This window comes from Tahibacter sp., assembly GCF_032229445.1.
Lineage (GTDB): Bacteria > Pseudomonadota > Gammaproteobacteria > Xanthomonadales > Rhodanobacteraceae > Tahibacter.
Genome location: NZ_JAVTWC010000079.1, coordinates 1 through 21,908 on the forward strand (window position 1 = coordinate 1; position 21,908 = coordinate 21,908).

Annotated in this window: 18 protein-coding genes; 11 read left to right on the forward strand and 7 right to left on the reverse strand. The window is 66.3% G+C overall.

Annotated features, from left to right (window positions below; genetic code table 11):
* From tssC to RUU78_RS13850, 5 genes are all read right to left on the reverse strand, one after another.
* On the reverse strand, positions 1-1,035 hold a 1,035-nt coding region (gene tssC / locus RUU78_RS13830; RefSeq protein ID WP_313917541.1), incomplete at its 3' end, for a type VI secretion system contractile sheath large subunit.
* Between the two features lie 26 nt (positions 1,036-1,061).
* Positions 1,062-1,613 carry a type VI secretion system contractile sheath small subunit gene (gene tssB, locus RUU78_RS13835; protein ID WP_313917543.1) on the reverse strand — a complete coding sequence of 184 codons (552 nt, stop codon included), beginning with the start codon at positions 1,611-1,613 and terminating at the stop codon, positions 1,062-1,064.
* 157 nt (positions 1,614-1,770) lie between these two features.
* Positions 1,771-2,811, reverse strand: coding sequence for a type VI secretion system protein TssA (gene tssA, locus RUU78_RS13840; protein ID WP_313917545.1), 1,041 nt, complete (start codon positions 2,809-2,811; stop codon positions 1,771-1,773).
* A 61-nt stretch (positions 2,812-2,872) separates the two neighbouring features.
* Complete coding sequence (locus tag RUU78_RS13845) at positions 2,873-3,346, reverse strand: TssQ family T6SS-associated lipoprotein (RefSeq protein ID WP_313917547.1); 474 nt, start codon at positions 3,344-3,346, stop codon at positions 2,873-2,875.
* 194 nt (positions 3,347-3,540) lie between these two features.
* Positions 3,541-6,639, reverse strand: a complete 3,099-nt coding sequence (locus RUU78_RS13850) for a protein kinase (RefSeq protein WP_313917549.1) — start codon at positions 6,637-6,639, stop codon at positions 3,541-3,543.
* A 493-nt stretch (positions 6,640-7,132) separates the two neighbouring features.
* Here RUU78_RS13850 and tagH point away from each other — a divergent pair, with 493 nt between their 5' ends.
* From tagH to tagF, 7 genes are all read left to right on the forward strand, one after another.
* Positions 7,133-8,968, forward strand: coding sequence for a type VI secretion system-associated FHA domain protein TagH (gene tagH, locus RUU78_RS13855; RefSeq protein ID WP_313917551.1), 1,836 nt, complete (start codon positions 7,133-7,135; stop codon positions 8,966-8,968).
* Positions 8,965-9,807, forward strand: a complete 843-nt coding sequence (locus tag RUU78_RS13860) for a PP2C family serine/threonine-protein phosphatase (RefSeq protein ID WP_313917553.1) — start codon at positions 8,965-8,967, stop codon at positions 9,805-9,807. Before tagH ends, RUU78_RS13860 begins: the two co-directional genes overlap by 4 nt.
* A gap of 192 nt (positions 9,808-9,999) precedes the next feature.
* Positions 10,000-10,545 (forward strand): type VI secretion system lipoprotein TssJ, encoded by a 546-nt coding sequence (gene tssJ / locus RUU78_RS13865; RefSeq protein WP_313917555.1) that lies wholly within the window; start codon positions 10,000-10,002, stop codon positions 10,543-10,545.
* Positions 10,546-10,587: 42 nt separating this feature from the next.
* The gene (gene tssK, locus RUU78_RS13870; RefSeq protein ID WP_313917558.1) at positions 10,588-11,922 is read left to right on the forward strand and encodes a type VI secretion system baseplate subunit TssK; all 1,335 of its coding nucleotides are present in this window, start codon (positions 10,588-10,590) and stop codon (positions 11,920-11,922) included.
* 83 nt (positions 11,923-12,005) lie between these two features.
* Positions 12,006-13,295, forward strand: coding sequence for a DotU family type VI secretion system protein (locus RUU78_RS13875; protein ID WP_313917560.1), 1,290 nt, complete (start codon positions 12,006-12,008; stop codon positions 13,293-13,295).
* Positions 13,295-16,894 carry a type VI secretion system membrane subunit TssM gene (gene tssM, locus RUU78_RS13880; protein WP_313917561.1) on the forward strand — a complete coding sequence of 1,200 codons (3,600 nt, stop codon included), beginning with the start codon at positions 13,295-13,297 and terminating at the stop codon, positions 16,892-16,894. The genes RUU78_RS13875 and tssM overlap by 1 nt, the downstream gene beginning before the upstream one ends.
* A complete protein-coding gene (gene tagF, locus RUU78_RS13885) occupies positions 16,894-17,490 on the forward strand; it encodes a type VI secretion system-associated protein TagF (protein WP_313917563.1) in 597 nt (198 codons plus the stop codon). The genes tssM and tagF overlap by 1 nt, the downstream gene beginning before the upstream one ends.
* A 135-nt stretch (positions 17,491-17,625) precedes the next feature.
* Here the strand turns inward: tagF and RUU78_RS13890 are convergent, their stop codons facing one another.
* The gene (locus RUU78_RS13890; RefSeq protein WP_313917565.1) at positions 17,626-18,180 is read right to left on the reverse strand and encodes a hypothetical protein; all 555 of its coding nucleotides are present in this window, start codon (positions 18,178-18,180) and stop codon (positions 17,626-17,628) included.
* 191 nt (positions 18,181-18,371) lie between these two features.
* Here RUU78_RS13890 and RUU78_RS13895 point away from each other — a divergent pair, with 191 nt between their 5' ends.
* Together RUU78_RS13895 and RUU78_RS13900 are read left to right on the forward strand one after the other, a co-directional pair.
* Positions 18,372-19,472: a nucleotidyltransferase domain-containing protein gene (locus RUU78_RS13895; RefSeq protein ID WP_313917567.1), complete on the forward strand. Its 1,101-nt coding sequence runs from the start codon at positions 18,372-18,374 to the stop codon at positions 19,470-19,472.
* Positions 19,469-20,227 (forward strand): nucleotidyltransferase domain-containing protein, encoded by a 759-nt coding sequence (locus tag RUU78_RS13900; protein ID WP_313917569.1) that lies wholly within the window; start codon positions 19,469-19,471, stop codon positions 20,225-20,227. The genes RUU78_RS13895 and RUU78_RS13900 overlap by 4 nt, the downstream gene beginning before the upstream one ends.
* 38 nt (positions 20,228-20,265) lie before the next feature.
* Here the strand turns inward: RUU78_RS13900 and RUU78_RS13905 are convergent, their stop codons facing one another.
* The gene (locus tag RUU78_RS13905; RefSeq protein WP_313917570.1) at positions 20,266-20,613 is read right to left on the reverse strand and encodes a cupin domain-containing protein; all 348 of its coding nucleotides are present in this window, start codon (positions 20,611-20,613) and stop codon (positions 20,266-20,268) included.
* Positions 20,614-20,814: 201 nt separating this feature from the next.
* Here RUU78_RS13905 and RUU78_RS13910 point away from each other — a divergent pair, with 201 nt between their 5' ends.
* Together RUU78_RS13910 and RUU78_RS13915 are read left to right on the forward strand one after the other, a co-directional pair.
* Positions 20,815-21,285: a MarR family transcriptional regulator gene (locus RUU78_RS13910; RefSeq protein ID WP_313917572.1), complete on the forward strand. Its 471-nt coding sequence runs from the start codon at positions 20,815-20,817 to the stop codon at positions 21,283-21,285.
* A 166-nt stretch (positions 21,286-21,451) separates the two neighbouring features.
* Positions 21,452-21,877: an organic hydroperoxide resistance protein gene (locus RUU78_RS13915; protein ID WP_313917574.1), complete on the forward strand. Its 426-nt coding sequence runs from the start codon at positions 21,452-21,454 to the stop codon at positions 21,875-21,877.
* The last annotated feature ends 31 nt before the right edge of the window (positions 21,878-21,908 follow it).

A 21,908-nucleotide genomic window follows, 5' to 3' on the forward strand; every position in this document is an offset into this window, starting at 1 on the left:
CTTGGCGAGTTCCGCTTCGCGCCGATCCGAGATCGCAATCTCGGTGGGGCACTTCATGTCCACGCCGCCGTCGTCGGACGGGAACGTATGCGTTGGCAGGCCTTCGACCGCGCCGCCGGATTCGACGCCGCGGATCGACGTGCACCAGCCGTAGTACTTGAACGAGCGGTTGATGTTCACCGCCATCGCATAGGCCGAGTTCGCCCAGCAGTAGGCACTGTGCGTCGAGCCGTCGGTCGATTCCTCGAAATCGAACTCGTCGATCGGGTTCGTGCGCACGCCATACGGAAGGCGCGCAAGGAAACGCGGCATCGCCAGACCGAGGTAACGCGCGTCCTCCGAATTGCGCAGGCTGCGCCACGCCACGTATTCGGTGTTCTCGAAGATCTTGGTCAGGTCGCGCGGATTGGCGAGTTCCTGCCAGGTTTCCATCTGCATGGTCGAGGGCGCCGCACCCGCGATGAACGGGCAATGCGACGCGGCCGCGATCTTCGACATTTCGGTCAACAGTTCCACGTCGGGCGGGGAATGGTCGAAGTGGTAGTCGCCGACGATGCAACCGTACGGAACGCCGCCGAGCTGGTCATATTCCGCTTCATAGATTTTCTTGAAGATCGGGCTTTGATCCCAGCCTATGCCCTTGTGCCGGCGCAAGGTGCGATGCAGGTCGCGCTTGGAGATCGGCATGAACTTGATCTTGAGCATCTCGTCGACTTCGGTGTTGTTGACGAGGTAGTGCAGGCCGCGCCAGGCGCTTTCGAGCTGCTGGTAATCGGCGTGATGGATGATCGCGTTGATCTGCTCGGACAGCTTGCGGTCGATCTCGGCGATGATCGCCTCGATCGCCTTGTACGAGTCCGCGCCGATGGTGACCGTGTTTGACAGGGCCTGTTCGGCCAGCGTGCGGACGGCGGTCTGTACCGCTTCCTTGGCTTCGTCGGTCTTCGGCTTGAACTCTTTCTGCAGCAGTGCCGAGAAGTCGCTGCCTTCGGCGAGGGCAGTCTGTTTTTCCTGTAGAACCTGGTTCTGCGCCATGAGTGGATTCCCCGTGTTCTATGCGCTCAAGCGGCGCTGTTGTCGGTATCGCCGGCCTTGGGTGCCTGCGGCGCAGCCGCGAGCGACTTGAGCAGGGTCGGGTCGTTGAGCACCTTCGCAATGAGTTCTTCCGCGCCGGTCTTGCCGTCCATGTAGGTCAGCAGGTTGTTGAGCTGTGTGCGCGCGTCGAGCAGTTGCGAGAGCGCGTCGACCTTCCTTGCGATCGCGCCCGGGGAGAAGTCGTCCATGCTCTCGAAGGCGATATCCACGGCCATGTTGCCTTCGCCGGTCAACGTGTTGGGCACGGTGAACGCGACACGCGGCTTGATCGCCTTCATGCGGTCGTCGAAGTTGTCGATGTCGATCTCGAGGAACTTGCGATCGGCGACCGCCGGCAGGTCTTCGACCGGCTTGCCGGCAAGATCGGCCATGACGCCCATGACGAACGGGATCTGGACCTTCTTGTCCGAACCATAGACCTCGACGTCGTATTCGATCTGCACGCGCGGCGCCCGGTTGCGGCCGATGAACTTCTGCGCGCTGCTCTTGTTGGTGCGGGTGTACTTGGAACCGGTCATCTGCGCAATCTCCTGGAATTCACCACAGTTCTATCGGGTCCGCGTGCGCTACAGGCCAAGCGCGGACTGCCGGGGGACAGGCCTGCCGGCGACATGGTGGCAGCCAGGTCGGGCGTTGGAAGGTCTATTCGTGGTCCTGGCGCGAACGGATTCATGGTCAGCTCCGGTTCGTGCCAGCCAGCAGTTCGGCCTGGGCCAGGCCGTCGGGCGCGAGTTCGCGCAGGATCTGGAGGAAATCCATGCCGATGAGCCCGCGTGCGCGCCGGATCAGCAGCGGCGCCGGATTGGCCGGCTCGGTTTCCTCGAGGAATTTGCACACGGCATCGAGCATCTGCACGGCGTCCTGGCGCGTCAGCGCGCGGCGCGGTACGCCGCCGCCCAGGGCGGGACCGGCGGGCGCTGCCGAGGTCATGTCGTCTTCCGTGAGCGTCTCCGTGTCGTCGGCGGCTACGGCGGCATCGCCTCCTGCGGCCTTGCGCTGCAGATGCGGCGGAAAGATCAGATCGATCCAGGCTGTCAGCGAGTGCAGGTCCGGCGCCTCGCTCGCTCCCATCTGCTCGCGGCAGAGGCGGTCGAGTGCATGCGTCGTGGCGCGCAACTCGAGCAGCGCCGCCAGATGCGGATTGCCGTGGCCTATCTCTTCCTGCAGCAGCGGTTCGATCTGATGGCGCGCGATCGGCGCGCTGCCGGCAGCATCGCGACCGGCAGCGACTTTTTCCAGAATTCCCAGTTCCAGCGAACCAATCTGACGCGTTGGCAGTCCCGTCGCGCGCAGGTCGCCGAGCAGGCCGCCGGCGGCGGTCAGGCTGCTGAGCGCGTTGCCGCGCGGCAGCGGATCGTCCTCTCCATCGACCGTAAGCGCCGGATAGGCCTCGGACCAATGGCGCAGCGCCAGTTCCAGCGTGAGCTTGAGGCCTTCGGCCGCGCCGATCAGACCGTGCTTGCGCGTCAATGCCCGCGCGATGAAGACGGTGAGGCGGAAGTCCTTGCTGCGGCCGAGCAGACTGCTGGCCTGGCGCAACACCAGCGACCAGTCCGGCCCTTCGGCAGGAATGACGGTGTCGCCGTACTGACGTTCGGGCTGACCCTCGACGCTGCGCTCCAGCGTCAGATAGTCCGCGTCGTAGTCGAGTTCGGTCCCGCAGACGCGATCGGCGTCTACCGGGGCGAGCAGCGATTCGACATCGATAAAGCTCATCTTGTCCCCTGTTCTCGTACCGTTGCGCGGCTGACGCCGCGCAACGGTCTAGCGACCGCGACTATTGTGCATTTTTCGCATTCTTGAATTCCGGACCCCAGAGCGGATGATTGTGTTCCGCCGGCGTCAGGTCGAAGTTCGGATCCAGCTGCAGAGCGCGTTCAAACGACTGGCGGCACAAGGCCGGCCGCTCGCTGACGCAATAGGTGAACGCGAGATGCTTGAGCGCATCGATCTTGATGCGGTCGCTGGCGGCCCAGATGTCGGGCGACAGCAGCGTGGCCTCGGCCTGGGCGTAGGAACCGGCCTCGTATTCGCCAACGCCCTTGGCGAGCATTTCCTTGCCGCGCACCTCGGCCTGCTGGCGGGCCACCTCGGCCGGATCCGGCGGCGGCGGCGGCGCTGGTTTGGGCTTGTTCGCGGCGCAGGCGCCGAGAAAGGCGGCGAATGCCAGCACCAGAACAAGCCTGGAGACGCGGCGGAACGAATCGACGAAATCCTTGGTGACCACTGACGCTCCCCTGTTCGATGTCATTGCGTTGATCGACGTCCCGCCGATCAGCCGGACGACTGACCGGCCATTCTCACGCCGCCGCCTGGTGGCGACCGATCGTGCCTCCTGCCCGCAGCGCTGTCGCTGCGGATTACCGGCAGTTTCACCGGCTGGATCGTACTGACAGGCGCCCCCCGACGTCCTGTTCCGCTACCGACGGAAACGGTCGAGCATGGTTACTGTGCTCCGCTCCCGGCAGGCTGAAAGCGATGCTCGATCGCGACCGGCTGACCTGCCGTCACGGTGAGCTGACGGCGCAGCGACTGCAGGCCTGGGTTGCGCAGTTCCACGTTGTAGGTGCCGGGTTCGAGCTGCAGGAAACGCACCGGCGGGCTGACGCCCTTGAGGCTCCCATTGATCCACACCTCGCCCCAGGGCTGGATGCTGAGTTTGACATTTCCCGTCGTCGCCGATGCCACCTTGGTCTCGCGCTTCGGGCGGCCGGGGTTTTCGCGTGGACGGCTGGAGGCTCCGTCGCCGCGCGGCGACGCGTTGCCGGTCAGGTCGACGGTCCTGACCGTGTCGACGCTCGCGACTGCAGCTGGCGGAGTAGTCGCGGGCGCGGGTGGAGGGGTTTCGACGACAGCAGGCGGCGGAGCGACAGCCGGCGCGATGGTCTGGCCCGGGCTCTCGAAGCCGGCCGAGGTGGTTTCGGCCGGCGCATTCAACGGCACCAGCACCTCGGCCGGATCGATGCTCGCGACAGACGTGCCGGCGACGCTTGCGGCGGGATCGGAAAGGCCCGGCGCAACGGCGGCTCCAGCTTCGGGCGGCGTCGGCATTGTGGCAACGTCGGCCGACGCGGTCACCGCGTTCGGATCGGTCGAAGGCGACGCGAGCGGATCGATTGTCGCAGCCGGCGCCTGCGACAACGTGGCGGTATCGCCGACCGCCGCCACCGCCGGCGTTTCAGCCACGATCGGTGGCGGCAAGGGCGCTTCGCTCCCCGAACTCAGATACCACGTGAGCACAGTGGCGAGGATGACGAGCGCGGCGCCTCCCGCCGCCGGTAGCAGCCAGGGCCGTGCCGGTGCTGCGGCTGCGACGGAGCCTGCCACCGCGGGCCTGTCGCCGAGGTCGGCGCGTGCAGGCGTATGGATCACCGGTACGGCAACCGGACGCGAGTCCGTCGCCAGACGGCCCGACAGCAAATCTTCCATTTCCGGAAAACTGTTCGTCGGTGGCTTCTCCTGCTTCGGCACCAGTGCGAGCGGATCGAGATCGAGCAGCGACGGCGCGGGCGTTGCCAGTACGACTGGCGAGGGCAGGATGATGGTTGGCTCGTTGGCGTTTGCGGCGACCGGCGGCGGAGCCGCCGCAGCGACGCTGCGCGCCAGCGCGATGGCGTCGGGCGCAGGCATGATGACGGTGGAATCGCTCGTCATCGCCGGCGCTGTTGCGGCCGTCGGGGTCACCGGACCGACGGGCCTGGACGCCGGCTCCCTTGCGCCCGCGCCGACCGCCTTCGCCACTTCGACGAGGTGCCGCGGCACGGGCATGACGACCGTCGCGTCGATGTCGGCGGCGGAGGTCGGACTGTCCACGGCCGACTTCGAGGCCGAGGCCGGCCCTGACACAGCAGGCGGCGGCGTCACCAACGGCGGTGGCAGCGCTACCGGCTCGATGCGCAGTTCGACAACGACGGGTTCGGCTTCCACAGCGGCCTGCGGTTCGGGCTTGACCATCGGTTCGAGGGTGAGCTCGTAACTCGACACCGCGACCGGTTCGGGCAGCTCGGGCGACACGCCGTAGGTCGGAGGAATCGCGATCGCTGATGTCGGTGCCTCGGCGATGATCGATGCCTCCTCGACGACGGGCTCCACCACCGCCGACGGCAGCGGTGCAGTCAGCTCTACGGAGGACAGTGACGGTGATGTGCCCGCCTCGGCATCGGCGACGACCGGCTCCGCCGGCTCGCGCACGACGGACGCCGCGGCCGCGACCAGGGGTGCGATAGCAACGATTTCGGGGGCGCGCTCGAATGCCGTTTCCACCGGCGCGCCCGCAGCCGCCTCAGCCTCGGCTGTCACCGCATCGATCGTTGGCACGGCAACTGGCACGGCGGGATCGGTGCTTTTCCCGCGCTGCATCTCAGCGGCGCTCGCCGCAGCGGCGTTCGCGGCGGCCGCGGCTTTCGCTCCGGCCAGCTGCTGCACCAGCGCAGCGACTTCCTGCGCCGACACGATGACCGTGCGCTCGTCCTCGCTGCCCGGCAGATCGATATCCAACGCAACGGGCTCGACGATGGGCGGTGTCGGCGCGGTCGCTGGTGCCGCGGCAATGATCGCCGGCGGAATCAGCGGCGGCGGCGCAAAATTGATGATCGTACGGTCGTTCTCGGTCACGCGCAGCAGGTCGCGCAGCTCGGCGATCGACTGCGGCCGGTCGCCCGGCTGCAGCGCGAGCGCACGGTCGACCGCCGTAAGGAATTCGCGCGAATAACCGCTGAGACCGGCGGCCGACAGTGGCTGCAGCGAATCCTTCATGATGCGTGAGATCGATGCCGGCGGCGGACAGCCGACGATGGCGAAATGCAGCAGCGCGCCGACCGCATAGACGTCGGTCCACGGTCCCTGCGGCAGCGCGAAATCGCTGGAATACTGTTCGATCGGCGCGTAGCCCGGCTTGACGACGACAGTGATCGCTTTCTGCAGGCCGGTCACGACTTCGCGCGCGGAGCCCAGATCCAGCAGCACCGGCGTACCGTCGTTCTTGATCAGGATGTTGTCAGGCGCGATGTCGCGATGGAACACATTGCGCGAATGCAGCAGATCGAGCACGTCGAGCACCGGCGCGACGACGCCACGCAGCCAGGGCTCGTCACCCTTCCCGCCCATGTCTTTGAGCACCGACCGCAATGTCTTGCCGGTGTAGCGCGGCATGACCATGTAGGCCGTGCCGTTTTCTTCCCAGAACTGCAGCACCTCGACCAGTCCCGGATGCTTGAACTGGGCGAGCAGCCGTGCTTCGTTGATGAAGCCGTTGAGGCCGGCCTCGAAGGTTTCGCGGTTGTGTTCCGAACGGATGCGCACCGTGGTCGTTGCGACACGGCCGGCGAGCGAGATCGGGATGTATTCCTTGATCGCGACGTCGCGCATGAGCTGCAGGTCGCGCGCGCCATAGACGATGCTGAAGCCGCCTTCGCCGAGCGTCTCGATGATCTCGAACTCGCGCAGGCGCATGCCCGCAACGAGCGCATTGCCCGGAGCCAGGTCCGACTGCAGACCCTTGCCGGAAATAATCGGGGTGACGCGCGTGTTTACAGTTGCGTCCATGCCTGAGCATCGGAGAGGGAGGGCGTCGTATGCAATTTAGGCGAAATGAAAGCGTAGTGCAAAGAGCAGGTTTGACCTTTGTGACCCGCATCCATATTTAATCGCTGCTGCGCCGTAATACTGCGTAGACGATTTGTGATGTAGTCGTTGTTTGACACGGTCGCACGATTGCGCAGCCTGAACCCGTTGGTTGTCGCGCGAACGCACAGCCCACTTCCGTGCCACAGTTGCTGGTTCGAGCCTAGCTGTCGCGCGCTACGCAGCAATGACATCACGGCGCGATCCCGGCATGTGAGATCGTGCGTGTCGATGACATCCTGTGCACGTACACTGCGACGGAAGTTGCGCGTTTGCGAAGCCGGATGCGTTTTGATAGCTTCAAAATTTTCAGGGCTTGGCCGTGTGCGCACGGGTGGGTTCCGCAGCGACGTGTAGCGCGACAGACAAGCGCCGCAGGATCCGAAACGCATCGGGCGCGCACGAGGGAGCGTGAATGTCGGCGGTCAGGCTTGAACTCGTGGTGCTGTCTTATAACGGCCAGGCATTGGCCGCGCCGCTGAGCCGCGCCCTCGATGCGCCGGTCAGCGTCGGTCGCGGCAGCGACAACGATCTGCCGTTGAACGATCCGGAGCGCCTGATCTCACGCCACCAGGCGCGCCTGAGCATGGGTCCGGGCGGCACCGTCGACCTCAGCAACCTCAGCAGCAGCAGTTCACTGTTCATCAACGGCAACGAACTAGCGCCCGGACGCAGCTGTACGCTGAGTCCGTCGGATCAGTTGCTGGTCGGCCGCTATGTGCTGGGACTGCGTCCGGCGAGCCTGCCCGCCTCACCGACGCCCATGCTGCCGCCGGCCCCGGCCGAGATGTCCGCGCCGATCGCCCCACCAGGCATTGCGCCGGTCGTCGCACCCACAAGACCCGCGCCGGCGCGTCCCGTGCCGGTGCCCGCGGCCAACCCGATGGCGACGCGGCCGCGCCCGGTGCAGACCATCCCCGACGATTTCGATGTGTTCTCGCCGCCTATGCAACCCCCGGTGGCTGCCTATGGACTGCCGGTCGGTGACGTCGTCATCGAGGACCTCAGCGAGAAGGCCGCCGTACGCGACATGTTTTCGGAGCTGCAGACGCTCGGCAACGACGTGCTGGCAGAGCCGGACGACGAAGCACGCCAGCGACAGCGCGCGCTCGACACCAACCGCAATCCGCTCGACCCGCTGGAGATGCTGAAGATCGGCGGCGACGACAGCGCCGCCAGCGTCTCGCTCGACCACGGACTCGAGATCGACTCCCTGTTCGTGCTGCCGTCGCTGGTGCCCGAAGGCGGCCTTCCGCCCGCCCCGGCGACAGCCGCGGCGTCCTACGCGATACCGCCGCCGACACCGCTGCGGATGCCACCACCGCCGCAACCGGCCGTCCTGCCGCCCACATCGGCAACAGCACCGGCGAGTTCGGTCGCGGCGGCCGAACGGATGATGGCGGACCTGCTCGAATCTGGACCGGCGCTCGATCCGGCCATGGCGATCACGACCTTCGACAACCTGCCGATGATCGAATCGCCGCCGCCCGCCGCCGCGCGTCCCGCGCCAGCTGCTGCGCCGCCGCCGCGCCCCACGCCGCCGGTCGCCTCGCCCGTCGCGATGCCGGCCGCCGCCACGCCGGCGCAACCAGCCACGCCCGCTCCACTCATGCCCGCACCAGCCGCGTCGGCTTGCCCGATCGACCCGGATGCCGCCGCGATCCTGCGCGCCGCGTTCGCGCGGGGCTGCGGCGTGGACATCAACCACATCAGCGAATTCACGCCGCAGGCGATGGAGGTACTGGGTCGCCTCGTTGCGGCGATGACCGCCGGTACCATACGCCTCATGCATGGACGATCCTCGACCAAACACGAAATGCGCGCGAACGTGACCATCATCGCGACCGATGGCAACAATCCGCTCAAGTTCGCGCCCGATGGTGCGGCCGCGCTGACCCAGCTGCTCGGCCGCGGCTCGCCAGGCTTCATGCCGCCGCTACGCGCGATCGACGACGCCTTCGACGATCTCTCTGCGCACCAGGTCGGCCTGCTCGCGGGTTCGCGCGCCGCCATGTACGACGTGGCGACGATGCTGGGTCCCGAACGCTTCCTGGCCCGCGCCGGCGAAAAGAGCGGGCTGGAAACCATGATGCCCGCCAAGCACAAGGCGCGCCTGTGGGACCTCTACGAGAGCGGCTACCAGGAAATGGTCGGCGAAGCGCGCGAGGAATTCGAGAATCTGTTCCAGCGCGCGTTCGCGCGCGCCTACGAGCAAGAGATCGATCGCATCAACACGGGGAAGAGCCGGTGAATACCTACGTCGCTGGCAGCGGAGTCCGCGTCGAGTTCGCCACCCTGTCGGGCCAGGGCGGACGCGACTACAACGAAGATGCCTGCGGCTACTGGACGTCCGACGGCGGCGCCTGCTTCATCGTCTGCGACGGGGCCGGCGGCCATGGCGGCGGCGACATCGCGTCGGAGACGGCCGTACGCACGCTGCTGTCGGCGTACTCGACGACACCGGAACTCAACCAGCAGAACATCGAGCGACTCATCACACAGACAGACGTCGCGATCCGCTACGGTCAGCAGCTCGCCGGCGGCCTGCGCAAGATGAGCGCGACGGTCGCCGCACTGTTCTTCGACGGCCGCGCACAGAAAGCGCAGTGGTCCAACCTCGGCGACACGCGCCTGTACCTGTTCCGCAAGCGCGGTTTCCGCCAGTTGACCAAAGACCATAGCGTGGTGCAGACCTTCGTCGACGCCGGCGTCATCAGCGAAAGCGAGATCCGTAACCACGCCAAGCGCAACCTGCTGTATGCCGCGCTAGGCATGGGCGATGGCGTGCCGCCGACGGCGCTGGAAACCGCGTTCGACGTCAACGACGGCGATGCCTTCCTGCTCTGCACCGACGGCTTCTGGGAAGTCGTGCTCGAGTCCGAGATGGTGGAGAGTCTGGCCCGCGCGGACTCGGCCGAGGAATGGCTGCTGCAGATGGAACAGCTGATCGAGCTGCGCGGCACGCCGCTGCAGGACAACTACAGCGCGCTGGCGGTCTGGGTCGGACGCCCGAACGAGATCACCATGCCCTGGCCCGACCAGAACGGCGTCAGCAACCTCGCCGCCGAGGCCAGCCCGGACCCTGCCTGAGCACTTGGGGTTCTATCGACGCCGCAGGCGAATTTTCTTTAACTGACGCGAACCGGCAACACCATCCCCACCCCCCCTGCCCTTTAGGCGTTCAGCACGATGAGAACCTGCGGTTCTAAGCCATCGTTCTTCACCCCCTTGAAGGGGAGGGATCCAGAGTCAGAGCCTTCCAAACCAACGGTGCCCGACGCCATGACCGCCACCCGCTCGCTAGTGCGCTACGTCAGTCTGTTCTTCTGCCTGCTTCTGCTGGGCATGCTCGGCGCCTGCTCCTCGGCGCCGAAGAAACGCAATCCCGTCACGGTCGAAGTCGTCGTGACGGCGAACAGCAAGCTCAATCCGGACATCAACCAGCGCCCCTCGCCGGCCGTCGTGACCGTGCTCAAGCTCAAGCGCGCCGCTCCGTTCATGGACGCCGACTATTTCACCCTGGCCGACGAGACCAAGGGCAGCCTCGACGGCGTGGTGGTGCTGCGCGATCCGTTTCCGGTACAGCCGGGCGCCACGGTCAAGAAGAGCTACACCTTCGATGCCGACGAGGACGCGATCGGCGTGATGGTCGGCTTCCGCGACATGGAGAACAGCGTCTGGCGCGCCGCACTCGATCTGCCGCCGCAACGCAAGAAGTGGATCAAGCTGCCGGAGTTCCTCAAGAGCGGCAAGCCCACGGTCGAATACAAGGTCAGCCTCGAGGAGCGCAAGGTCACTATCGTCGGTCCGCCGCTGAAGACCAAGTGATTGCCATGAGCCGCCGCCACGCCGCACTCCAGGGAAGGTGAGATGGACCCCTACAAGAAAGTCGTCTGGGCCGAAGGCATGTTCCTGCGCCCGCAGCATTTCCAGCAGCAGGAGCGCTACCTCGAGTTCCATGCGCACCAGCGCAGCCTCGCGGCCGAACCGTTCTTCTGGGGCTTCCGCGAACTGCGCCTGGACGTGGCGGCGCTCGCGGTCGGCAAGCTCGCGATCCAGAACGCGGTAGGGCTGCTGCCTGACGGCACCTCGTTCGCGTTTCCGCTGCAGAGCGCCGCGCCCGAACCGCTGCATTTCGGCGAGGGCGTGGTCAACCAGACGATCTATCTGGCGCTGCCACTCAAGCGTCCAGGTACCGAGCACGTCGTGTTCGAGGACAACCCCGCGTCGCTCGCACGCTATACGGTCAGCGACGCCATCGTACGCGACGAAAACTCGATCGCCGGCGAAGCGGCCGATCTGCAGCTCGGCACGCCGCGCCTGCGCCTGGTGCTCGAGAAGGATCTGGCCGACGGCTGGCTCGGCGTCGGCGTCGCGCGCGTGATCGAATGCCGCAGCGATCGCCAGCTGCTGCTCGACAGTGAGTACATTCCGCCGGTCGTGAGCTGTTCGACGTTCGCGTACCTGATGTCGCTGCTCAACGAGTTGCACGGTCTGGTCAACCAGCGCGCCGACGTGCTCGCCGACCGCCTGAGCCAGCCCGGTCGCGGTGGCGTATCGGAGGTTGGCGAATTCCTGCTGCTGCAGATGCTCAACCGCTACCAGCCGTTGATTGCGCACCTGATCAATCCGTCGGTGCTGCATCCGGAGCGCTTCTACGCGGCGCTGGTGCAGATCGCCGGCGAGCTCGCCACGTTCATGGAAGCCTCGCGCCGCCCGACGAGCTGGCCGCACTACGATCACGACGATCTCTACGGCTGCATCATGCCGCTGATGTTCCTGCTGCGCCGCGGACTGTCGACGGTGCTCGAGCAGAACGCCGTGCAGATCGACCTGCAAATCCGCAACTACGGTGTTCGCGTCGGCCACGTCAACGATGCGGAACTGCTGCGTACCGCCCAGTTCATCCTCGCCGTGCACGCGAGCACGCCACCCGATGCGCTGCGTGCCAACTTTCCGACCCAGGTCAAGATCGGCCCGGCCGACAAGATCCGCGATCTCGTCAACCTGCACCTGCCCGGCGTCGGCCTGCGCCTGCTGCCGGTTGCACCGCGCCAGATCCCGTACCACGCCGGCTATCACTACTTCGAAATGGACACGTCGGTCGAATTGTGGAAACAGCTGCAGAACTCGGGCACGCTGGCCCTGCATGTGGCCGGCGAATTCCCCGACCTGGAACTCGAATGCTGGGCCGTGCGCCGCTGACCGGCGGCGTCCGCGGCAGCCGGGGCGCTCGCAACCCCGGCCGCTGAAACCCGGCTCGCACTGAACTCCTGACAGAAGCGACCATGTCCAACCCCTTCAACGCCGGCAACAACCGCACCTTCGTGATGCCGAGCCCGGGCGGCGCCGCGGCGCCACTGTCGGGCGGATCGCAGCCCGTCTGGCAGTCGCACGAGCCGGAGATCCCGTCCGGCAACTCGCCGCTGATCGCGGTCGCCAATCCGATCCTCAATCTGGTCTACCAGATCCGCACGCTCGTGCACAACGCCGATCCGGACCGGCTCAAGACCTATCTTGCCGACGAGATCCGCCGCTTCGACGCGAACGCCAAGGCGCAGGGCATCCCGGCCGAACATGTCGTCGCCGCGCGCTACTGCCTGTGCACCGTGCTCGACGAGGCGGCCGCGCAGACGCCCTGGGGCGGCTCCGGCGCATGGTCAAAGAATTCACTTCTTGTCACGTTCCACAATGAAACCTGGGGCGGCGAAAAATTCTTCCAGCTGCTGGCCAAGCTCGCGCAGACACCGGGCCAGTACATCGACGTTCTGGAGTTGATGTACTACTGCATCGCGCTCGGCTTCGAGGGCCGCTACCGCATCGTCTCCAACGGCCAGAGCCAGCTCGAGAACCTGCGCCGCCGCCTCGCCGACATCATCAGGACCGCGCGCGGCGTACCGGACCGTCCGCTGTCGCTGCACTGGCAGGGCAATCCGGCCGAGCTGCCGCGCATCTGGGGCATGATCCCGGTCTGGGTCTCGGCCATCGTCGCCGTCGTGCTCGGCGTCGGCTTCTACATGCTGCTGTCGTTCTGGCTCGCCGCGCAGTCAGACAAGAGCTTCCTCGCGATCAGCGCGCTGAAGCTGCCTCCACCGCCGCCCGTCGTGCGCGACGCGCCACCGCCGCTGCGCTTCTCCAAGTTCCTCGAGAAGGAAATCCGCGAAGGGCTGGTGTCGGTCAAGGAGAATTCCGAGCAGAGCACCGTCACGATCCGCGGCGACGGCCTGTTCGAATCCGGCAGCACCACGATGCGGCCGCAGTATCGCGAGATCGTCGACCGCATCGCCGCGGCAATCAACGAGGTACGCGGCCGCGTGCTCGTCAGCGGACATACCGACGACAGGCCGATCCGCAGCGTGCGCTTCCCGTCGAACTGGGAGCTGTCGCAGGAGCGCGCGCGCGTCGTCGCCGCACAGCTCGACGCGACCATCCGCACGCCAGGCCGTGTCAGCACCGAAGGCCGCGGCGAAGCCGATCCCCTGGCCGACAACACGACACCGGCCGGCCGCGCGCAGAACCGCCGCGTCGAGGTCACGGTGTTTGCCTCGCCCGCCGAGCTGAACAAGGAGGTTCGCTAGTGCTGCGCCGTCTGTTTTCGCTGATCTTCAACCGCTACGTCTTCATCGCGCTGGGCCTTCTCGCTCTCGCCCTCGCGATCTGGTACCTGGGCCCGCTGTTCGCGTTCGCCAACTATCGGCCGCTGGAGCCGGCCAGGGTACGCGCCTGGATCATCGTCGGCATTTTCGTGCTCCTGCTGCTGCGCGTGCTGATCCGCCTGTGGAAGAAGCAGCGCATGAACACGCGCCTGATCGACGCGGTCATGGGCTTGCGCGACAACAAGGCCGCGGCGCCGGACGATCCCTCGCGCGCGGCGATCGACGAATTGCGCGCGAATTTCGAGCGCGCGCTGACCCAGCTCAAGAAGACGCGCTTCGGCGGCAAGAAGGAGGGCGGGCTGTTCGCCCAGTTCGGCCACAAGTACCTCTACCAGATTCCCTGGTACGTATTCATCGGCGCGCCGGGCTCGGGCAAGACCACAGCCCTGCTCAACAGCGGGCTGCGCTTCCCGCTGGCCGAGGAGATGGGCAAGGAAAGCATCCGCGGCGTCGGCGGGACGCGCAGCTGCGACTGGTGGTTCGCCGACGAGACCGTGCTGCTCGATACGGCCGGCCGCTACACCACGCAGGAAAGCGACGCCGCTGCCGACAAGGCCGAGTGGGAAGGCTTCCTCAAGCTGCTCAAGCGCTTCCGCCCGCGCCAGCCGCTCAACGGCGCGATCCTGACGATCTCGGTCGCGGACCTGCTGACCTCGAGCGAGGACGAGCGCATCAAGCACGCGGCACGCATCCGCGCGCGCCTCAACGAGCTGACCGAAAACCTCAACATCGCATTCCCGATCTATGTGCTGGTCAGCAAGGTCGACCTGCTCGGCGGCTTCAACGAGTACTTCGCGAACCTGAGCAAGGAGGAACGAGCGCAGGTCTGGGGCTTCACGCTGCCGCTGCAGCTGGGTGCCGACATCAACCGCGAGCAACTCGGCAAGCAGATGGAACAGGAGATGGACGCACTCGCGCGGCGCCTGTTCGACAAGCTGCCTGAGCTCATGCTCGGCGAAAGCGATACCGCACGGCGTTCGCGCGCCTACACCCTGCCGCAGCACTTTTCGAACCTCACGCCGCTCGTGCGGCAGCTGCTGCAGAACGTGTTCGCCGATTCCAAGTTCGCGCCGACCGCGATGCTGCGCGGCGTGTATTTCACGAGCGGCACGCAGGAAGGTACGCCGTTCGACCGCCTGCTCGGCAGCCTCAACCGCAGCCTCGGCTTTGACGGCCGCGTGTCGCTGCAGCAGACGCCCAAGAGCGGCAAGAGCTTCTTCCTGCAGGACCTGCTGCACAAGGTCATTTTTCCGGAAGCGCACCTGGCCGGCCGCAACCGCCGCGCCGAACGGCGCGAGCGCTGGCTCAGCATCGCCGGCCATCTTGGCGTGATCGGCCTGCTCACGCTGGCCGTGGTCGGCTGGGCCGTGAGCTACAAGCGCAACACCGGCTACATCGATTTCGTCGATTCCAAGACCGCGCTCGTCGACAACCATCTCAAGACCATGCAGAAGGGCGAAGGCGGCGCGCTGCTCGAACTGCTGCCGGGACTCAACGCGCTGGTCAAGCTCGCCGACGGCCCCAACTTCAGCGTCGGCGATCCGCCGGTGAACCTGACGTATGGCCTCTACCAGGGCAACAAGCTCGATGCCGCGGCGCAGGATTCGTACCGCAAGGCGATCGAGCGCGCGCTGTTGCCGCGCATCGTGCGCCGGCTGGAAGAGCTGCTGCGTACCACGCCGGAAGACAACCTCGAGCTGACCTACGAGACGCTCAAGGTGTACCTGATGCTCAGCGATCCCAAGCGCTACGACGCAGCCACGGTGGAAGCGTTCCTGCGCCTGGACTGGGAGCGCAGCCTGCCGGCCTCGGCGACGCAGGAGCAGCGCGACCAGCTCTATACACATCTGTCGCGCCTGCTCGATGCGGATTCGGTCGCTTCGCCGTTCCCGGTGGACGTCGACCTCGTCAAGCAGAAGCGCGAACAGCTGGCGCGCTATTCGCTGGCGCAGCGCGCCTACAGCCGCCTGAAAAACCGCCTCGACAACGGTTCCATCAGCGACTTCACGATCGCCGAAGCCGGCGGCCCGCAGTCGACGCTGGTGTTCCGCCGCGCGAGCAACGAGCCGCTGACCAAGGGCATACCCGGCCTGTTCACGTTCCACGGCTACCACAACGTGTTCCTGCCGGAAGCCGGATCGGTACTCGGCCTGCTCGAAATCGAGGAGTCCTGGGTGCTCGACCGCGTCGCTCAGCGGCCGCAGCAGCAGCTGGATTCGCTGACCGAAGGCGCACTGCAGCGCGACCTCAAGCGCCTCTACCTGCATGAATACGTCGGCCTGTGGGAGGCGTACCTGTCGGACGTGCGCATCATCGAGAGCAACTCGATGTCGCAAAGTATAGAAACGGCACGCATCCTGTCCGCGCCCGATTCGCCGATCGCGCAGTTCCTGCGCGCGGTGGCGCGGGAAACCACGCTGATCAAGCCGGAGAACGCCAACGACACGTCGCTGCTCAACCAGGCCAAGCGCCAGGTCAACACCGCCGCGGACGACTTGCGCCGCACGCTGGGACCGTCGGTCGTGCCCACGGCCGTGCGCAAGGAAGAGCGCCTGGAGCGCATCGTCGACGACCGCTTCGAACCGATCCGCCGCCTCGTGCGCACCGACAGCGGCGCGCCGCAGATCGACAACGTCATGAAGCTCTTCAACGAGCTGTACATGAACATGTCCGGCACGCAGGCCGCGCTGGCGACGCGCACCACGCTGACCGTGCCCTCGACCGAGGTGCTCACACGCGTGCGCGCCGAGGCCGCGCAGCTGCCGATGCCCTTGCGCAGCATGCTGGAGAACCTCGCCGACAGCAGCAGCCGCCAGACCGACGGCAGCATACGCAGCACGCTGGGCGGGGAACTCGACAGTTCGCTCGGCGAGTTCTGCCGCCGCGCGATCCAGGGCCGCTATCCTTTCGAGCGCTCGGCCACGCAGGAAGTCACGCTCGCCGACTTCGCGCGCATGTTCGGCCAGGGCGGCATGATGGATGCGTTCTTCCAGAGCCGGCTCGCACCGATGGCCGATGTCTCGGGTGCGACCTGGGTCCTGCGCCAGCCTGGCGGCTCGCAGGTGTCGCTGAGTTCGTTCCAGAAGGCCGCGCGCATCCGCGACGTGTTCTTCCCGTCCGGCGGCAAGGCCATGGACCTGTCGTTCGAGTTCAAGGTGCTGGAAATGGATGCGACCATCGAGCAGATGACGCTCGATGTCGACGGCCAGGTGTTCCGCTACGCGCACGGTCCGCAGGTGCCGCAGCGCGCGACCTGGCCTGGCCCGCGCGCGACCAACCAGGTGCGCATCGTCACGGCCAGCGCCAAGGACGGCGAGAAGTACATGGTCAAGACCGGGCCGTGGGCGCTGTTCCGCCTGTTCGACGAAGGCGAGATCCGGCCCGGCGCCGGACCCGAGCGCTTCGTCGCGGCACTGCTGATCCACGGCAAGCGCATCGTGCTCGAAGTAACCGCCAGCAGCGTGCAGAACCCGTTCCGCCTGCGCGAGCTGGTCAGCTTCTCCTGTCCGGGCCGCATCTGATGTTCGGCGCGGCGCTGACGGGCGAATTCGGCTTCTACGGCAAGATTCCGGCGCTCGGTGACTTCGTCACGCGCAGCCTGCCGCGTGAACAGGTCGTCGTCGTCGACGAATGGATGCAAGAGGGCCTGTTCGCGCTGCGCTCGATCTCCGAGCAATGGCTGGACAGCTATCTCGTCGCGCCGGTCTGGCAGTTCATGCTGCCCGCCGGCATGTGGTCAGTCGCGCCACTGTGCGGCCTGCTGATGCCCAGCGTCGACCGCGTAGGCCGCTATTTCCCTTTTTTCACCTGTGCAACCTTGAACAACGCCGCAGGCTCGGACCCGCACACGCTGTGGCGCGGCATGTCACGCCTGGCGCTGGAGCTGCCGCGCGTCCTGCATGAACAGCTCGACGCCGAGGCGGTCCTGCAGATATTGCAGGACCCGACCATCAACACGGCCGAGGACTGGCGCAGCATCGTCAGCCTCAGCGACTTCAACGCGCAGAGCAACAAGTCGTTCTGGTGGTCCGAACGCACCCACTACATGCCGCTGCGCGAATACCACCATCGCGGCAAGCCGGATACCGAGCTGTTCCTGCGCCTGTTCGGTCATTGAATGCGCCGTAGCCCGCCGCTGGTGCAGCGAGGTGTGCACTGCCGTCGTCATGCATGATCCCGCCAACCTGAAAGCGACCGCGGAACCTGTGGCGGCCATCACGCCGCCGGAGCTGCCGTCACGTCGTCGCGATCCTCAGCGAATCCGCCGCAGCTCCTGCTCGATATCCGCCAGCAAGGGCTCGACCGTCTCCTGCCCCTTCTCACGCGCGTTGAGCGCCGTGAAATCGACCGACTGCACCGGTGCGCTGAACAGCAGTTCGCCGTCGCTGGGCCGGTAGGCGCTCAGGCTGAACTGCGCGCTGTAAAGCGTGGAGACGTTGCCGTAATACTCGACCTCAGTCGCACCGACCGGATCCGCATCGAGATAGAACACCGCATCGGCCTTGCGCGCATAAGCGCCCGGCTGCGACTCGCGCGAGCGGCCGTTGGCCTGGATCACGCGAAAACCCTGCTCCTGTGCGAATGCGACCAGCGCATCGCGCGCCGGCCCGGCGATCACGCTGTCGCCGCTGATCACGATGGCCACCGTCGGCGCGCGCCGCACAGCCGTCATGTCCTTGCGCGCGGCCACGCGCGGGGCTTTCGACCCAGCGGCTCCGGTCGTCTGCGCCATCGCCGAAACCGGCAGGCCGGACACCATCGCCGCCAGGGCCAGCGCGAGCGCGCCGCATATCGTCCGTTGCTGCATGACTCCCTCCCATCGCGTTGCCCCCCGGCCTGGGCATGATAGGCAGCAGGGAACCAGTGGGCAGGCGACCAATTGGCACTTTGGCCGACGGATGCCGGCACCGCGACGTATTGGCGTGCGTTCGACATGTCCGCGGACCTCCGCCTATAGTCACCGGCCCGGTGCACGCGGTGGACGCCGCCAGGTGAACCATGAGCAGCCTCTACGCCGCCGACAATCCGCGCGCCGGATCCATACTCTTTGAATGTGTCTCCGGCAGTCGCGCCTATGGCACCGCCTCGGCCGACAGCGACGAGGACATCCGCGGCATCTTCGCGCTTCCCGCCGTTGCCTATGCCGCGTTGGCGCCCGCGCCGAACCAGATCGCCGACGAACGCAACAATGTTGTGTATTACAGTCTGCGACGCACCATCGAACTGCTGGCTGCGGCGAATCCGTCCGTGCTCGAGCTGCTGTACATGCCCTCCGACTGCGTGCGCCGCAGCAGTCCCGAGATGCATGAACTGCTGCGCCATCGCGCGCTGTTCCTGAGCCGGCGATGCGCCGATACGCACATCGGTTACGCCTTCAGCCAGATCAGGAAGGCGCGCGGACAGAACAAGTGGATCAACCAGCCCAAGCCGGAGCAGCCGCCGCGCAAGGAAGACTACTGTCATGTGATTCCGCGCGAACGGCTCGCTGCGCGGGACGAAGCGCCGTGCCGACCGCTGTCGCTGCAGGCCAGCGGCCTCGATCTGGACGAATGCCATGCCGCGCGGCTGGAACATGCCCGCGACGTGTTTCGCCTGTACCGCTACGGCGCCGCGGCGCGCGGCGTGTTCCGCGGCGACGCGCTGGCGTGCGAGTCGATTCCGGCGGATGACGAGACCACGCACTTCGCCGGCCTGCTGCTCTATAACGAACAAGCCTGGAAGCAGGCACTGGTCGATCACCAGAACTACTGGACCTGGCGTCGCGAGCGCAACGCGTCGCGCTGGCGGCAGCAGGAAGCCGGCGAACTCGATTTCGACGCGAAGAATCTCATGCACACCATCCGCCTGCTGCTGTCGGGGAAGGCCATCCTCGAGCGCGGCGAACCGCTGGTGCGCGTCGAAGGCGAACCGCTGCAGCTGTTGCGTGACATCCGCGCTGGCCGCTACCGCTACGACGAGATCCTGCAGATGGCCGACGCCATCGTCGCCGACTGCGAACGCCTGAAAACGCGCAGCGACCTGCCGCCTGAAACCGATCCGGCGGCAGCCGATACGCTACTGCTGCAATTGACCGCCGACTGGGAGGCACGCTGCGCATGACGCCCGAGATACTCGCTGCTTTGACCGCACTCGAACACGAGCGCGGGATACAGGTGCTGTTTGCCGCCGAATCCGGCAGCCGCGCCTGGGGTTTCGCCTCGCCCGACAGCGACTATGACGTGCGTTTCGTCTACCGCCACCCACGCGACTGGTATCTGGGCGTGATCGAAGCACGCGACGTGATCGAGCGCATGCTGCCGAACGATCTCGACGTCAGCGGCTGGGACCTGCGTAAGTCCTTGCGCCTGTTCGCGCGCGGCAACGTCGCCCTGTACGAATGGCTGGGTTCGCCCATCATCTACCGCGAGGAACCCGTGTTCGCGCAGCGTCTGCGCGAACTGCTGCCGCGCTACTTCCAGCCGGCGTCGGCGCTGCACCACTATCTCGGCACGGCGCGCACCACGTTTGCCGAACATCTCGGCGGCGACACGGTGCGCCTGAAAAAGGTGTTCTATTTCCTGCGTCCTGTGCTCGCCTGCCGCTGGATCGAACACGCGCGCACGCAACCGCCAACCGCGTTCGCCGAACTTGTCGCTGCGGACTGGGTCGACACCGCCGAACGCGACAGCGTAGCCGAACTGCTGCGGCGCAAGCAGCTCGCGTCCGAGAGCGACCGCGAACCGCTCGATCCGGCACTCAAGCAGTGGATGCAGGCGCAGGTCGACCATTTCACGCGGATCGGACCTTCGCTGGCGCGGTCGCGCGAGGTGGACAACAGTGAGCTGGACGCGCTGATGGTCGAACTCTGCGGCTGAGTTCCCAGCGGCGCAGGCGAGATCCGGCACACCGTTCGCTATGTCGCCGACTTCCCTGCAGCGAGCGGTTCACCGTTGGCTTCATACGCCAGCGGGTAGTAGACATTGAGCGTCTTGAGCAAGGTGCGGCCGGTGTTGCGGATCTCGTGGCGCTCGCCGCGCGCAACGACGAGCAGGCTGCCGGCCTTGAGCCTCTGGCGGCGGCCGTCGACCACAGCGAGGCCGGTGCCGGAGACAACGAACAGCCACTGGTCCGCGCCGCGATGACGATTGTCCGGCCCGCCTTCCTTGCCGCCGGGCGCGATGACCATTTCGGCCGCCTGCACCTTGCGCTGCGCGAAGGCGACGCGGAATCCCTTGCCGAATCGCAAGGCCTTGTGCTGCATGCGAGTGCTCCGAGGAAAGATCCACGCCTATCCTGCATGCAGGTGGTGCTGCCGATGTGAAAGACACCGCGAAACCCCGGCGTACGCCGGTTGTGCGATTGGGCAACACGTGGCCATGCAGCAGGCACGCCAAACTGCGGCTTTGCCGATAGCGACTAAAGTTGCTTGCAATTAAATAGCGCGCTATCTACTATGCGCGGCATGAAGACCAAGCCCGCCATCAAGCCCAACGCCGCGTCGGCACTGCTGCTCGATCAGCAGCTCTGCTTTGCGCTGTACTCGGCCAACCTGGCCATGCACAAGGTCTACCGTCCGCTGCTCAACGCACTGGGCCTGACCTATCCGCAGTACCTGGTCATGCTCGTGCTCTGGGAAGACGACGCGCTGACCGTTTCAGCGATCGGCGAACGCCTGTACCTGGACTCAGCCACGCTAACCCCGCTGCTCAAGCGCCTGGAAACCGCGGGCCTGCTGACGCGCACGCGCGCGGCGGACGACGAACGCCAGGTCGTCATCGATCTGACCGCCAAGGGCCGCCACCTGCGCCAGCGCGCCCAGGACGTCCCCAGCGCGGTGTTCTGCGCCGCCGAGTGCTCCAGCGGCGAACTGCGCGCGATCAAGGCCGAGCTGGAGCGGTTGCGCGGGAACCTCACGCGAAATCGCGGCGAATAGACACCGATACGAAGGCTACTCGCTGCAATCCTCGAACTACATCCACGGCTTCACCACGCTGCAACAAGTAGCTCGCGATCAAATAGCTAGCGACTTATATCCAGACCGCGAACGCAACCGTCATCCGTCGACACACAGAACCCACACCAATCCCAAGGAGAACACCATGTCCATCGCCAACGTCCTCTACCGCGCCCAGGCCAAGGCCACCGGCGGCCGTGACGGACAGGCCAGCTCGGCCAACAACGCCCTCAGCGTCAAGCTGTCCACGCCACGCGAGCTCGGCGGCGGCGGTGGCGACGGCACGAATCCCGAACAGCTGTTCGCCGCCGGCTATTCGGCCTGTTTCATCGGCGCGCTCAAGTTCGTCGCCGGCCAGCAGAAGATCGCACTGCCCGCCGATACCAGCATCGAAGGCGTCGTCGGCATCGGCCAGATTCCACAGGGCTTCGGCATCGAAGTCGAGCTGAAGATCTCCCTGCCCGGCCTGCCGCGAGAACAGGCGCAGGCGCTGGTCGACGCCGCGCACCAGGTGTGCCCGTACTCGAACGCGACGCGCGGCAACATCGACGTAACGCTGACGCTGGTCTGATACGCCGGCGGGCCGGCGGCGCACGCGGCGC

What these genes read in the sequence shown, in the direction of transcription:
- tssB (WP_313917543.1), bottom strand. Translation starts at nt 1,613, where the DNA reads ATGACCGGTTCCAAGTACACCCGCACCAACAAGAGCAGCGCGCAGAAG.
- tssA (WP_313917545.1), bottom strand. Translation starts at nt 2,811, where the DNA reads ATGAGCTTTATCGATGTCGAATCGCTGCTCGCCCCGGTAGACGCCGAT.
- RUU78_RS13845 (WP_313917547.1), bottom strand. Translation starts at nt 3,346, where the DNA reads ATGACATCGAACAGGGGAGCGTCAGTGGTCACCAAGGATTTCGTCGAT.
- RUU78_RS13850 (WP_313917549.1), bottom strand. Translation starts at nt 6,639, where the DNA reads ATGGACGCAACTGTAAACACGCGCGTCACCCCGATTATTTCCGGCAAG.
- tagH (WP_313917551.1), top strand. Translation starts at nt 7,133, where the DNA reads ATGTCGGCGGTCAGGCTTGAACTCGTGGTGCTGTCTTATAACGGCCAG.
- tssJ (WP_313917555.1), top strand. Translation starts at nt 10,000, where the DNA reads ATGACCGCCACCCGCTCGCTAGTGCGCTACGTCAGTCTGTTCTTCTGC.
- tssK (WP_313917558.1), top strand. Translation starts at nt 10,588, where the DNA reads ATGGACCCCTACAAGAAAGTCGTCTGGGCCGAAGGCATGTTCCTGCGC.
- RUU78_RS13875 (WP_313917560.1), top strand. Translation starts at nt 12,006, where the DNA reads ATGTCCAACCCCTTCAACGCCGGCAACAACCGCACCTTCGTGATGCCG.
- tagF (WP_313917563.1), top strand. Translation starts at nt 16,894, where the DNA reads ATGTTCGGCGCGGCGCTGACGGGCGAATTCGGCTTCTACGGCAAGATT.
- RUU78_RS13890 (WP_313917565.1), bottom strand. Translation starts at nt 18,180, where the DNA reads ATGCAGCAACGGACGATATGCGGCGCGCTCGCGCTGGCCCTGGCGGCG.
- RUU78_RS13895 (WP_313917567.1), top strand. Translation starts at nt 18,372, where the DNA reads ATGAGCAGCCTCTACGCCGCCGACAATCCGCGCGCCGGATCCATACTC.
- RUU78_RS13900 (WP_313917569.1), top strand. Translation starts at nt 19,469, where the DNA reads ATGACGCCCGAGATACTCGCTGCTTTGACCGCACTCGAACACGAGCGC.
- RUU78_RS13905 (WP_313917570.1), bottom strand. Translation starts at nt 20,613, where the DNA reads ATGCAGCACAAGGCCTTGCGATTCGGCAAGGGATTCCGCGTCGCCTTC.
- RUU78_RS13910 (WP_313917572.1), top strand. Translation starts at nt 20,815, where the DNA reads ATGAAGACCAAGCCCGCCATCAAGCCCAACGCCGCGTCGGCACTGCTG.
- RUU78_RS13915 (WP_313917574.1), top strand. Translation starts at nt 21,452, where the DNA reads ATGTCCATCGCCAACGTCCTCTACCGCGCCCAGGCCAAGGCCACCGGC.